General features: G+C 59.0%; 12 protein-coding genes and 1 tRNA gene. 3 read left to right on the forward strand and 10 right to left on the reverse strand.

What is annotated here, in order from left to right; all coding sequences use genetic code 11:
* Window positions 1–5 precede the first annotated feature (5 nt).
* The 10 genes from ACWXWJ_RS09480 to ACWXWJ_RS09525 all read right to left on the reverse strand — a co-directional run bounded on the left by ACWXWJ_RS09480 (window position 6) and on the right by ACWXWJ_RS09525 (window position 9570).
* Window positions 6–704, reverse strand: coding sequence for an SDR family oxidoreductase (locus ACWXWJ_RS09480; protein WP_473964240.1), 699 nt, complete (start codon window positions 702–704; stop codon window positions 6–8).
* An 80-nt stretch (window positions 705–784) separates the two neighbouring features.
* Window positions 785–2422 (reverse strand): bifunctional ADP-dependent NAD(P)H-hydrate dehydratase/NAD(P)H-hydrate epimerase, encoded by a 1638-nt coding sequence (locus ACWXWJ_RS09485; RefSeq protein WP_448308142.1) that lies wholly within the window; start codon window positions 2420–2422, stop codon window positions 785–787.
* A 219-nt stretch (window positions 2423–2641) separates the two neighbouring features.
* Window positions 2642–3799, reverse strand: coding sequence for an acyl-CoA dehydrogenase family protein (locus tag ACWXWJ_RS09490; RefSeq protein ID WP_473964241.1), 1158 nt, complete (start codon window positions 3797–3799; stop codon window positions 2642–2644).
* 131 nt (window positions 3800–3930) lie between these two features.
* Window positions 3931–4004 (reverse strand) — tRNA-Leu (locus tag ACWXWJ_RS09495).
* Window positions 3995–4978 (reverse strand): Ppx/GppA phosphatase family protein, encoded by a 984-nt coding sequence (locus ACWXWJ_RS09500; protein WP_473964242.1) that lies wholly within the window; start codon window positions 4976–4978, stop codon window positions 3995–3997. Before ACWXWJ_RS09500 ends, ACWXWJ_RS09495 begins: the two co-directional genes overlap by 10 nt.
* Before the next feature lie 42 nt (window positions 4979–5020).
* Window positions 5021–5587: a DUF501 domain-containing protein gene (locus ACWXWJ_RS09505; protein ID WP_448308139.1), complete on the reverse strand. Its 567-nt coding sequence runs from the start codon at window positions 5585–5587 to the stop codon at window positions 5021–5023.
* A gap of 73 nt (window positions 5588–5660) precedes the next feature.
* Window positions 5661–6392, reverse strand: coding sequence for an FtsB family cell division protein (locus tag ACWXWJ_RS09510; protein WP_473964243.1), 732 nt, complete (start codon window positions 6390–6392; stop codon window positions 5661–5663).
* Between the two features lie 90 nt (window positions 6393–6482).
* Window positions 6483–7760, reverse strand: a complete 1278-nt coding sequence (gene eno / locus ACWXWJ_RS09515) for a phosphopyruvate hydratase (protein WP_448308137.1) — start codon at window positions 7758–7760, stop codon at window positions 6483–6485.
* Window positions 7761–7969: 209 nt separating this feature from the next.
* Entirely contained in the window at window positions 7970–8842 is an 873-nt protein-coding gene (locus ACWXWJ_RS09520; RefSeq protein WP_473964244.1) for a lytic transglycosylase domain-containing protein, read from the reverse strand.
* Window positions 8843–8853: 11 nt separating this feature from the next.
* The gene (locus ACWXWJ_RS09525; RefSeq protein ID WP_448308135.1) at window positions 8854–9570 is read right to left on the reverse strand and encodes a metal-dependent transcriptional regulator; all 717 of its coding nucleotides are present in this window, start codon (window positions 9568–9570) and stop codon (window positions 8854–8856) included.
* A 122-nt stretch (window positions 9571–9692) separates the two neighbouring features.
* Between ACWXWJ_RS09525 and ACWXWJ_RS09530 the strand changes: the two genes are divergently transcribed.
* From ACWXWJ_RS09530 to ACWXWJ_RS09540, 3 genes are read left to right on the forward strand one after another with little or no spacing between them, the layout of a single operon-like run.
* A complete protein-coding gene (locus ACWXWJ_RS09530) occupies window positions 9693–10610 on the forward strand; it encodes a metal ABC transporter substrate-binding protein (RefSeq protein WP_293791007.1) in 918 nt (305 codons plus the stop codon).
* The gene (locus tag ACWXWJ_RS09535) at window positions 10611–11423 is read left to right on the forward strand and encodes a metal ABC transporter ATP-binding protein (RefSeq protein WP_293791006.1); all 813 of its coding nucleotides are present in this window, start codon (window positions 10611–10613) and stop codon (window positions 11421–11423) included.
* Window positions 11420–12280 carry a metal ABC transporter permease gene (locus ACWXWJ_RS09540; RefSeq protein ID WP_473964245.1) on the forward strand — a complete coding sequence of 287 codons (861 nt, stop codon included), beginning with the start codon at window positions 11420–11422 and terminating at the stop codon, window positions 12278–12280. Before ACWXWJ_RS09535 ends, ACWXWJ_RS09540 begins: the two co-directional genes overlap by 4 nt.
* Window positions 12281–12349: the final 69 nt, after the last annotated feature.

Consider the following 12349-nt stretch of genomic DNA (forward strand, 5'->3'; position numbering starts at 1 on the left):
CGTGGTTAGCGCCCGTTAGCAGGGCGAATCGTCAGCGACTCAACCATCGCATCTTCAGTCGCATCAACGGCCAGGCGCACGGCTTTGGCCACGGATTCGGGGCGCAAGAACTGCGTTTCGTCGTAGTCTCCCTCGGCGACACCGCGGTGGGCTTGAATCTCACGCTGCATGTCGGAATCGACCTTGCCAGGGTGAATAGAGCTCACACGGATTTTGCCACGCTGCTCCTCGCGCAGAGCATCGGTGTAGGCGCGCAGCGCGAATTTCGTCGTGGCATATGGGCCAAACCCGACGCTGGATCGATAGCCCGCACCAGAGTTGATCGTCACCACAATGCCGTGAGCAGTGTGCAGCGCGCCAAGCAGGCACCGGGTGAGTTCCGCAACAGCGAAAAGATTAATGTCGAAAGCATGTTTCCACTGCTGAGGCGTGGTTTCTGTTACTGGGTCATGGGCCACTACACCGGCGGAATGCACCAATACGTCAAGGCTATCTAGCCCCAGGTCGGCCACCGCGGCGCCGATGGCATCAGTATCGCCAAGATCCGCCACAAATCCCTGCGCGCTAGGAAATTGCTGTGCGACCTCATGTGCCTTGTCTGAGCTACCGCCGATAATCAGGTGGTGATCGTCCTGCAGCTGGTGTGCAATCGCGAGACCAATGCCTCGGGTTCCGCCGGTAATAAGTGCAATCTTGCGATCCATGTTTCGCTTCGTCCTTCCTTTGTCCACAGGCGATTTCCTATGCATTTATTTTCTCCATGCATTTACTGTCTGTACTAGTCCTACCCTTGCCCGCCGACAACCGACCTCAACCATGCTGTCGCGTGAGGGATGTGCTGCGCGATCTTCAGCGCGGAGGTCGGCGCCAGACCATAGGGTGTAAGGGCAGATATATATGACGCCGCAGCGTGCACCGCGACACCGACCGCAGCTGTATCGACCACATAATCCGCCTCGTGCGTCTCAAACTCGGCTTGCCCTGCCTCGGCATATCCACCGTCGCGGGCGCGTCTGCCGGCATCGCGTGCAATCAGCGCACCGAGGATTCCGGCCAGCACATCGCCGGATCCAGGGGTGGCCGCCCATGACGACGCAGTATCCACAACCAAGGCTCGCTGTGGGTTGGCGATGATGGTGAAGCGTCCCTTCAGTAACACTGTGCAGTTCAGTTCTCGGGCCAGACGTTCAGTAGAGGTGATCCGGTCTGGCGATTCCAAAGGCAAACCAGCTGCCTTTGCTAACCGGTCGAATTCACCGTCATGCGGGGTGAGCAAGACAGGGGCGTTGCGGGCACGAAGAACGTCCAGCACATCCGGGTTCTTCGCCAAGACGGTGATCGCGTCGGCGTCAAGAACCAAAGGCTGCACCATATCGAGGACCGCGAGGAGCTCCTGGCGAGCGTCGCGGTCCGTGCCTCGACCCGAACCGACCATGCGTGCTTGCACCTGTCCAGCGTCGCGGACAGTAGGGTGCACGATCACTTCTGGGGTGGTGGCCAGGACGTATTCGGGGTGCTCGCCGATGTAGCGCACCATCGAACTGGTGGTGTTAACCGCCGCGAGGGTGGCCAACACACCCGCGCCCAAATAGTCTTTACTACCTGCGCAGATTCCGACGACTCCGCCTGAGTACTTGTCATCTGTGGCACCTGGTTCGCCAGGTAGAGTGCCGGGCAATGGCTGCGGGGTGCAGGCCATTTGCTGGAGAGGCTGATTGTGGTGAGCAAGTAGTTCGACCGGTGTGTGCCACAAAGCAGTAGTGCCTTCCAACTTGGCCAGCTCAGCAGAGAGCAGGGAGCCATCGTCCAGACCAATATCCTCGCAGAGCACCGTTCCGCATGCAGCGCTGAGACCATGGGCTCGGCGTAGCCCGCCAAAAGTGATGGTCACGTCGGCGCGGACGTGCTTGCCGGGTGCTTTACCCGTGTCAGCGACCACGCCACTTGGAATGTCGATGGCCAATACCTTGGCTGCACGGAGAACCTCGTCGACCTCATCAGGGATTTCGCCCCGCCCACCAAGGCCAAACATTCCGTCGACGATTACACCGTAGCGGCAGGATTCTGCCGACGGTTCATTCGTCGTCGTAGCCTTGTCCTCGCCCAGCGCCACGAAGCTTCCGCCTGCTGCTGTGAAGGTCTGGGAGGCGCGTTCGTGAACATTATCTGTTCCCGCTATGGCGTATGCCTCCACCCTTTTCCCCTGCATGGCAAGCACCGCACCGGCGTATAGTGCGTCGCCTCCGTTGCCTCCGGGACCAACCAGCAAAAGCACGGGATCCTCCTGCGTCGCCAGCATGTTCTGAGTCACGGTGGCTACGGCGTGCGCGGCGGACTGCATCAGCTCGTCTGCTCGCTGCTGGCGAGCGAATAGAGCAGTCTCGGCGGAACGGATGTCCTCGACGGAATAAAGAGTGCGCATGCTGCCCATGATAGGGACGTCCACGCCTCGCCACCCGGACTTATCCTGACCTACCCCTCTGCGCCCGCATCAACTCATAGGCTTCCAACGCTGCGGCGCGGGATTCCTTTAGGTCTCTTTTGACCCGAGCGCCATTCGCTACCTCCTGGAGTGGTGCCTTGATCTTCAGGAGTAATTCTAAGCTTCCAAAAGATCATTCCCCTCCAGGACTAATCCTGCTTAAACTCGCGGGCAATGCAGCTTCATGATTTCGTTGGTGCCGCCGTAGATCCGCTGCACGCGGGCGTCCGTGTACATCCGCGAGATTGGGTATTCCCGCATAAATCCATAGCCACCGAAAAGCTGCAGGCAACGGTCCGCCACAGAACTCTGCAGATCCGAGGCCAGGTATTTGGCTGCAGAGGCCTGGGCTGTCGTCAGCTTGCCCTCGATGTGCAGAGCCGTACAGTGATCAGTCAGGGTCTTCGCCGCCAGCGTCTCACTCGCGCACTCGGCCAGCACGAACTGAGTATTTTGGAATCCGAGAATTGGTCGGCCAAACGCTTCACGCTCATTGACGTATTTGATGGTTTGGCGCACTGCCCCTTCACATGCCGACGCCCCTGCAATTGCGAGAATCAAGCGCTCCTGAGGCAGCTGCTGCATCAGTTGGATGAAGCCTTTGCCCTCGATGCCGCCGAGCAGATTATCCTTCGGCACGCGCATATCAGTAAAGAAAAGTTCTCGGGTGTCCTGGCCTCGCTGGCCGTTCTTGTCCAACACCCGTCCCCGCTCGAAGCCTTCAAGATCCTTTGTCTCTGCGACAATAAGAGACAATCCCTTGCCACCTGGCTGGTCGTTGGTTCGGGCAACAATCACCACAACATCGCAGTGAGTGCCATTGGTGATAAAGGTCTTGGAACCATTAATGACCCATTCATCACCATCGAGCTCCGCCTTGGTCTTAATGCTCTGCAGATCCGAGCCCGTGCCCGGCTCTGTCATGGCAATAGCGCCGACGAGCTCACCACTAGCCATCCCCGGTAGCCACCGCTTACGCTGCTCCTCAGTACCAAGCTGGTATATGTAATGAGCCACAATCACGGAGTGCACACCGTTGTGCCAGGCGGAATCCCCGGCAAGCCCCAGCTCCTGTTGGATGACGGCTTCGTGTGCGAAGGTGCCGCCTCCGCCACCATATTCTTCGGGAATGGACGCACACAGCAGTCCAGCGTCGCCTGCCTTATTCCAGAACTCACGCTCTACCTGATGGTTTTCTTCCCACTTCAGCTCGTTGGGGGTCACCTCACGAGCGATAAACTCGCGGGCATGCAGGCGTAGGGCGTCAGTTTCTTCAGTTTCCCAAGTGGCGCGGTAGTTATCCAGAATCATGGCCAAGGCTCCCTCGTTGGTAGAGAAGCGCCGACATGTTATTTTGCCGACAAATACTTTCGGGGAGTAACGCTACAGCAGACTGCCTACCAGCTTCCTCGGTTTTTGAAAATGGGCAGGAAAAGCGCAACAAAAAGTCCCCCCAGTCGGACTCGAACCGACACTGAACGGATTTTAAGTCCGCTGCCTCTGCCAATTGGGCTATAGGGGGCGTGCCATGACCTCAGCCAGCATCCCGTCTAATATATCCTTCTCGCTGATCGTGATCTCACTAAGCCCCCAATCTAGGAACCGGCTTGTGAAGGCATCCACCACAATTGAACCACCACCGATGACGTCCGCACGCCCCGGGTGCATAGGCCCGTACTCGCAACGCTGCTGGGGCGTCAATCCCAGCAACATACGTGCTGTTGCGCGAAAGTCCTCTAGCGGCAAGGTGGCCATGTGAATGCGCTCGGGCTCATACTCCGAAAGCCCCAGAGTAAGAGCGGTGAGGGTCGTCATCGTACCCGCCACCCCGACAACCTGATCGACTGCGCGCAGATCCACATGCGAGCGAACCTGCTCCATCAACTCCTCGACGAAGGAACGGGCATCGTCGATCTGCTGCTGCGTTGGCGGTTGATCGTGCAGGAAGCGTTCCGTCAACCGCACACAGCCCATGTTCGCTGAGAAAGCCTGCGGCTCGCGGCCTGGGCCATGAACAACGAACTCCGTAGATCCGCCACCTAGATCAATTACGCACACGGTGCGCTCTGCAGCACCCGGCAGGTCGGTGACGGCTCCCCGGAAACTGAGCTCAGCCTCTTGTTCGCCAGAAATAACCTTTGCCACCGCGCCTTCGCGCACGCGCCCCAGATGGCGGCGGGTGATGTCGAAGAATTCTTCACGGTTCGCCGCGTCGCGGGTAGCGGAGGTCGCGCCCATCATCACGTCGACCACCCCGTAGTCGACCATCCGGTCGGCATAGATTTGCAGTGCATCATCCACGCGCTGCAGCGCCTCGTCTGCAAAACGCCCGGTGGCATCTACCCCCTGCCCCAAGCGAACGATGATGTTATCCCTGTTCAGCTCGTTAATCTGACCATCTGGAGTCCGCTCGCTGATGAGCAAACGGATGGAGTTTGTGCCGCAGTCAATGGCGGCAAAGCGGGGATTGGAAACCTCATTGTGGGGAGCACTCATAGTTCCCCAGGCTACCCCAGTGCGCTAGATCCCCTTTTTGGGCTATTCCTCAACGCTCGCGGTCTGCATTGACGTACCCAGAGCGGCGGAGGTCGGCCAGTCCTTAGGCAGCGCCGTACCTTCAAGCTTTGGGTTGTTTTCGATTGCCAGCGCCACAGCTTCGGTTCCTAGGCGTACCCGATCCGGCCCTTCTGCCAGCGCATAGGCGATAAGGACGTGCAGGCACTTCACGCGATCTGGCATTCCCCCGCCAGAGAAGTCGGTACCCAGGTCTTCCATTTTGTTGCGTTCAGCCAGGTAGTGCTCGTGTGCTGCTCGGTAGTCCGCAGCTAGATCCTCGTCCTCGCTCAATCGGGCTTGCATTGACTTCATGACGCCCGCCACCTCTAGGCGCGAGGCTTCCGCGGTCAGGCGCGGGTCAGTCAGGTAGTAGAGAGTGGGGAAAGGCGTACCATCGGGCAACTTGGGCTGGGTTTTCACCACTGCGGGCACACCGTCAGGCGTGTAGTAGCTGACCTCCACCACACCACGTAGCGGACGGCCAAGCTGCTGGCGCATTACCTCAAGGTCTTCGTCGGTCGGTGGGCCGGGCTGGCGGGCATTGGTCATCTTTAGACTTTCTGGGTTCTTTTGGTGGGCGTTTTACTTGTGGACGTTTTATTTGAAGGAAACCTGCGAAGGACTAGTTAGCTGGCGCGGGTGCTTGTTCCTGCGCCGGAGCCGGGGCGCCTTCAGAGGCTTGCTCGGGCGCCGGCACGTCCGTCTTTTCCTCCGGCACTGTCGGCAGCTTGTGATCCTCATTCTCCGGGTTGTTCTGTTCCTCCAAGACTTCCTCCGGAGTAGAGATGGAGTCCCACAACTGCTGGTACCAATCGCGGTTCCCCTCGTCACCGTTCTTCTCGTCTTCCACTTCGGTGCCCAGCTTGTCAGCCTGGATCTTCGGGGAAATGATGCGGAATGCCGACTCTCCCGGTTCAATCAGTCCCAGGCGGGTGCGAGCCTGCTCCTTGATGTAATCCTCATCGCGGTAGCGATTGAGCTCGCTGGTCAATTCGGCTTTTTCCTTCTCCTGCCCCGCAATCTTCGTGTTGAGCTGCGCCAGCTCAGCGCGTTGTTCAAAATAGTTACGCAGCGGATTCGTAATCGAAACCGCCAGGAAGATCAGCAAAAGCAGCGACACGAGCCACGTCGCGGGGCTCATGTTCTTCGGCACCTCCACAAAGGATCGGGCCATGCGCTTCGGCGCGGTCTGTGCGCGCTGCCGTCGCTTTTCTCGTCTCTCGATCGACCGTGCGCGAGGCAGGCGGGCGGACGCGGGGCGGTCTTTTTCCTGCCCGTTGTTTTCGGACGCCACGTCTGCGCGCGGCTTATCCTCCGGCTCCTTTGCCGGTTCGCCCTTGGTCGATTTGCTCATGGTCTACAGAGTCTAGCGAAGCGAAGCTGAAATGCGAGTAGCCCACGGCCACCTACGCGGGTGGCCGTGGGCTACTGATCTGTTATGCGTTTACTTCTTGAAGCGCGGGAAGGCAGAGCGGCCTGCGTATACGGCAGCGTCGCCCAGGATCTCCTCGATGCGCAGCAGTCGGTTGTACTTTGCAACGCGCTCGGAACGAGCCGGAGCACCGGTCTTGATCTGGCCGCAGTTCAGAGCGACAGCCAAGTCGGCAATGGTGGTGTCCTCGGTCTCACCGGAGCGGTGGGACATCATGGTGCGGTAGCCGTTGCGGTGAGCCAGCTCGACGGCCTCGAAGGTTTCGGTCAGAGTGCCGATCTGGTTAACCTTCACCAACAGGGCGTTGGCGGCCTTCTCCTCGATGCCCTTGGCTAGGCGCTGCGGGTTGGTGACGAAGAAGTCATCGCCAACGATCTGCACCTTGTCACCGATCTTGGCGGTCAGGGCAGTGTAGCCCTCCCAGTCGTCCTCCTGCAGTGGATCCTCGATGGAGACGATCGGGTAGGACTCGATGAGCTCCTCGTAAACCTTAGCCATCTCCTCGGCGGTGTGCTCGCCGCCCTCGAAGTGGTACTTGCCGTCCTTGTAGAACTCGGAGGAAGCGACGTCCAGAGCCAGTGCCACGTCCTCGCCGACCTTAAAGCCAGCCTTTTCGATTGCCTCGACAATCAGGTCCAGGGCAGCCTTAGTGGAATCGACGGAAGGGGCGAAGCCGCCCTCGTCACCCAGGCCGGTGGACAGCCCCTTTTCCTTAATAACCTTCTTCAGGGTGTGGTAAACCTCTGCGCCGGCACGCAGTGCCTCGGAGAAGCTCTCGGCACCGATCGGGGCGATCATGAACTCCTGGACATCAACGCCGGAGTCTGCGTGTGCACCGCCGTTGAGGATGTTCATCATCGGCACCGGCAGAACGTGAGCGTTCGGGCCACCGACGTAGCGGAACAGTGGCAGATCGGCGGTCTCTGCAGCTGCGTGAGCCACAGCCATGGATACACCCAGGATCGCATTGGCGCCCAGCTTGGACTTGTTCTCGGTGCCGTCCAGATCCTTCATCAGCTGGTCAACGACGCGCTGGTCGTCAGCCTCAACGCCCATCAGCTCTTCGTCGATCTCGTCGATAACGTTCTTGACGGCGTTCAAAACACCCTTGCCCTGGTAGCGGTCGCCACCATCGCGCAGCTCGTGTGCCTCGTGCACACCGGTGGAGGCGCCGGAAGGTACGGCCGCACGGCCGAAGGAACCGTCGTCCAGTACTACGTCAACCTCTACGGTCGGGTTACCGCGGGAATCCATGATTTCACGGGCATCAATGTTGAGGATCAGGGCCATGTGTCTGCCTCCTTGGCATGTGGCATCGAGTGCCAACTGTTGATTATCTGTTCTCGGTTAACAGCTAAAAAGGTCTCCACCGTGGCCTAGGCATTCATCTGATCGGCACCTAGTGCAACGGTCTACTCCCATTGTGACACCGCCATAATATTTTCGCCGTCGCCCGGAAGAACCGAGGGAAAACTCCCCCTCCCTAAAGGGGGATGGTTTTACATAGGCGACTGTCCGAGCGCGTAGTTTGCCGCTGCATCGCGCACCTGCATCACGTACTCGTCGGAAAGGTTGTAGCCCTTGATTGCGTTAGTCCAGCCGGACTTAGTACCAAGGTCGCGCTGTTCACGGCACAACAAGGCGCTTGCGGCAGCAGCTGCGTCAAACACACTCTGGGGGTTTTTCTTTCCATCCTTGTCAGCATCCACCCCATAGGTCTTCCAGGATTCAGGGATGAACTGCATCGGCCCCAGCGCGCGGTCGTACTCGCGATCTCCATCTAGTCGTCCACCATCGGTATCTTCCACCTTGGCGAACTGTCGCCCATCGAGCTTCGGCCCAATGATGTCCGGCTCGGCAATGCCATCATCGTTTAGCTTTGACGCCCCGAAGCGGTCACCGTCGTACGTTCCATGGCGGGTTTCTACGTATCCGAGTCCGGCCAGAGTGTTCCAGGAAAGATTGCAGGTGGGGTGCTCTGCGCGAGCGATTGCCTCTGCATTTCCGTAGGCAATAAGCGCGGGCAGAGGAATGTTTAGTTCCTCGGACTTGGGCTTGGCCCAATCCAGTAGCCGCTGATAAGCGCTGTCGAAATCGTCTCCGTCTATATCCGGGGCCGGACTCGCTGCCTTTGGCGGCACATCCGTGGGCACCGGTTGGCGGCCGGATTCCGCGTTATTGTTGTTCGTCACGAATCCCGCGACGAGGTAGCCAACCAGTCCAATGATCGCCAATAGTGCGATAACCACGACGAAGAATCCGCAGCCTCCCAGCAACCCTCGATTGGGGCGGCTTGAGGTTGCTGCCTCGTCGTCCCATGTCAGATCCCTGGGTTCGATCCTTTGGGGACGGCGATAGCGGTTCGACGCCATGAAGGTCCTTCCTATTTCTTGGTGCGTCCGCTCGACTTAGTTTGTTTCTTCTTAGCCGGAGCCGCACTTACTAACACTGCGCTTAGGCTACTAGCTGGCAATTGAACCCGTGTTTCCGACTCGGCTATTTGAAGCTCAGCCATGTCAGCAAAGACGCGCTCCCCCACGGTGACGTGTACTCCGGGGAGAACTCCATGCTGGGTGAGATAGCGCACCAGCGCGGCGTCCCTGTCGCTGATTCGGTCGACTACGAGGTATTGACCCGTGTGGGCGTCAGAAAGCAGGAAGGCCGAACTCGCGGGAATACGGCCACCCTCGTCCGGAATGGGGTCACCGTGTGGGTCTCGGGTGGGGTTATTGAGCAGGTTGGCGATGCGTTCAACAAAGGTCTCGGACACTGCATGTTCCAGGACCTCAGCTTCGTCATGCACTTCATCCAGCCCATATCCCAGATGGGTGCAGAGGAAAGTTTCGATCAATCGGTGGCGACGCACCATGGCCAGTGCGATGGTGCGCCCGGCGTCGCTGAGTTCAATGTCGCCATAGGGGGCGTGCTCAACGAGCCCCTGCGCGACGAGGCGCTTAATGGCCTCCGACGCCGTGGAGGGGCGTTGTTCCATGTGAGAGGCCAAAACGGAGAGGGAAACCCCGCTGCCGGACCATTCCTGTAGATCGAAGATCTTCTTCAGGTAGTCCTGGGACCTCTCGGGAAGGTCTGTGACATGCATACAGTTCAGTTTACGGGGGTAAGGGGGTTTTATGAACTCCTGGGGATGGATTAGACTACACTGTATTGTTCAACGCGTTGAACTTTACACCCCTCACTAACAGAAAGAGTTATACAGTGAAAATGAATACCACTAAGCGGATGGTCGCAGCCCTCTGTATCAGTGCGCTTTCAATAGCTGGCACGACAGCCTGCAATAGCAACGGCACCGGCGGCGCCGAAAAGGCCGAGGTTCTCACTACTTTCACCATTTTGCAGGACATCACCGCCAACATCGCCGGCGATACCCTCACAGTGCGGTCGCTAACCCAGCCCGGCGCGGAAGTCCACGGTTACGACCCCTCCCCCACAGATATCGCCGCCGCCTCTAACGCAGAACTCATCATCAACAACGGCCTGGGCCTCGAACATTGGCTGGATAAGCTGACCGCCGACAGCAAAGCCAAGCGCGTTACAGCAAGCGATGGCATCACCCCTATCAACATCAAGGGCACTGACCAGCCCAACCCCCACGCGTGGATGAGCCCATCAATTGCCAAAACCTATGTCGACAACATCGTCAAGGCCCTCAGCGATCTGCGCCCGGATAACGCGCAAACATACGAGGACAACGGCGATAAATACAAGGATAAGCTCGACGACGTGCAGACCGAATTGCACACCGGCCTAAAGAAACTCCCTCGTAGCCAACGCGCGCTCATGACTTGCGAGGGCGCCTTTAGCTACCTCACCCACGACGCAGGCATGAAGGAGGGCTACATCTGGCCAGTCAACACTGAAGGCGAGATCACCCCACAGCAGATCACCCAGGCCACCAAGTTCGTCAAGGACAACCATGTCCCCGCCGTGTTCTGCGAATCCACCGTTGAAGCCGGCCCGAAAGAGCAGGTGATGCGTGACTCTGGCGCACGCGACGGCGGTACGCTCTACGTTGACTCCCTCTCCGAAACCGACGGCCCTGTACCGACCTATCTCGATCTTCTTTCTTATGACGCCCGCACCATCGTCAGCGGGCTCACCGGTAAGGACACCAAGAAGTAAATGACACCACCGCAGTCTTCAGACATACCCTCTACAAGCCCGGCTCTTGTCGTCGATGATGTGCACGTTAACTACGGTTCTGTCGATGCGCTAACCGGCGTGAACCTCCGCCTCGAGTTCGGGCAGATCACGGCGCTCATCGGCATGAATGGCGCTGGCAAGTCCACGCTTTTCAAGGCCATCATGGGGTTGGTGCAGCCATCGTCAGGACGCATCACAGTTGGCGCCAGCGGCGCACGTGGGGCTGTGGCCTATGTTCCTCAGCACGATCACGTGGACTGGAATTTCCCCATCAGTGTCCGCGAAATCGTCGCCAGCGGAAGGCGCCAGGCACGGTCGAAGGTGGGGCTCCTGCCGCAGGGCTCGCCACTATGGGGACTGAAGAGTTGGCGTCAAGAAAAGAAGAACAACGAACGCATCGTTGATGAAGCACTGCGACAGACCGGGCTAACGGAGCTGCAGGACCGTCCCGTCGGGGCGCTTTCAGGCGGGCAACGCAAACGCGTCTTCGTGGCGCGCGGCATTGCCCAAGAGGCAAAGATTATGCTGCTCGACGAACCTTTTGCAGGGGTCGATACACAGTCACAGTCGCAGATCACCGCACTATTGCACGAGCTCGCCGGAGACGGCACCGCGCTTTTGATCTCCACACATGACCTCGACCGACTCCCGGAACTATGCGACAACGTGGCGATGCTCAACCGACGCATCGTGGCCGAGGGTGCGCTGCATGATGTGCTGACGGCGGAAAACCTCACTCGCACTTTTAGCACCGATACGCCGCTGATCGCGGACAAGGAGGCACACTCATGAGCGCTCTCTCCGGCACTTTCCTCGATCCCATCCTTGTGCCTTTTAGCTATAGCTTCGTCCATCGTGCGCTGCTTGCCGCCAGTGTGATGGCTATCGTCGCAGGCTTACTCAGCTGCTGGCTGATCCTCGTCGGCTGGTCTCTTTTGGGAGATGCAGTTTCACACGCCGTCCTACCCGGCGTGGTGCTGGCCTATATCGCCGGCGTGCCCTTCGCCGTTGGGGCTATGGTGGCGGCACTGATCGCGGTAGGACTGGTGGGCTCGGTAAAAGAGCGAACCACACTGCGGGAGGACACCTCCATCGGCATTATCTTCACCACCTTCTTCGCGCTCGGCTTGGTGCTGCTCTCTGTCACCCCGAGCGGTACGCACCTTCAGGAAATCCTGTTCGGCAACCTGCTGGGCATCACGCAGTCCTCGTTGTGGCAGATTCTGACTATCGGCGGTATCGCCTGTGTCGTGCTTCTCGCCAATGCGCGCACCTTCACCCTGTGGGCTTTTGACGCCGAGCACTCCAGAACCATGGGCTTCAACACGAAGGCCATTCGCTGGGCGCTGCTGGCTTGCCTCGCGTGTGTGGTGGTCGCCAGCGCTCAAGCCGTCGGCGTGATTTTGGTGGTCGCGATGCTAATTACCCCAGGTGCGACGGCTTACCTGTGGACGCGCCGTTTTCGCCGTATGCTGCTGATTGCCCCGCTGGTCGCCTGGGTCAGCTGTGTCGCGGGCATTGTGCTGAGCTTCAATTTGAATGTCTCCGCCGGCGGCACCATCGTGTTAGTGCAATCGGCGGTTTTCGCTCTGACGTACTTGTTCGCCCCGCGTGAGGGGCTGGTGCGGGCAATGCTGGCGCGCCACTAAATGCCTTTTGCCCGTTACCTTGTGAGTGTCCCTGATAATGGGGATAGTCGCTGGTCCCGGTATGGCTTA

This window comes from Corynebacterium sp. p3-SID1761 (assembly GCF_055862885.1).

What these genes read in the sequence shown, in the direction of transcription:
- ACWXWJ_RS09485 (WP_448308142.1), bottom strand. Translation starts at nt 2,422, where the DNA reads ATGCGCACTCTTTATTCCGTCGAGGACATCCGTTCCGCCGAGACTGCT.
- eno (WP_448308137.1), bottom strand. Translation starts at nt 7,760, where the DNA reads ATGGCCCTGATCCTCAACATTGATGCCCGTGAAATCATGGATTCCCGC.
- ACWXWJ_RS09535 (WP_293791006.1), top strand. Translation starts at nt 10,611, where the DNA reads ATGACACCACCGCAGTCTTCAGACATACCCTCTACAAGCCCGGCTCTT.
- ACWXWJ_RS09525 (WP_448308135.1), bottom strand. Translation starts at nt 9,570, where the DNA reads ATGCATGTCACAGACCTTCCCGAGAGGTCCCAGGACTACCTGAAGAAG.
- ACWXWJ_RS09510 (WP_473964243.1), bottom strand. Translation starts at nt 6,392, where the DNA reads ATGAGCAAATCGACCAAGGGCGAACCGGCAAAGGAGCCGGAGGATAAG.
- ACWXWJ_RS09500 (WP_473964242.1), bottom strand. Translation starts at nt 4,978, where the DNA reads ATGAGTGCTCCCCACAATGAGGTTTCCAATCCCCGCTTTGCCGCCATT.
- ACWXWJ_RS09480 (WP_473964240.1), bottom strand. Translation starts at nt 704, where the DNA reads ATGGATCGCAAGATTGCACTTATTACCGGCGGAACCCGAGGCATTGGT.
- ACWXWJ_RS09540 (WP_473964245.1), top strand. Translation starts at nt 11,420, where the DNA reads ATGAGCGCTCTCTCCGGCACTTTCCTCGATCCCATCCTTGTGCCTTTT.
- ACWXWJ_RS09530 (WP_293791007.1), top strand. Translation starts at nt 9,693, where the DNA reads ATGAATACCACTAAGCGGATGGTCGCAGCCCTCTGTATCAGTGCGCTT.
- ACWXWJ_RS09505 (WP_448308139.1), bottom strand. Translation starts at nt 5,587, where the DNA reads ATGACCAATGCCCGCCAGCCCGGCCCACCGACCGACGAAGACCTTGAG.
- ACWXWJ_RS09520 (WP_473964244.1), bottom strand. Translation starts at nt 8,842, where the DNA reads ATGGCGTCGAACCGCTATCGCCGTCCCCAAAGGATCGAACCCAGGGAT.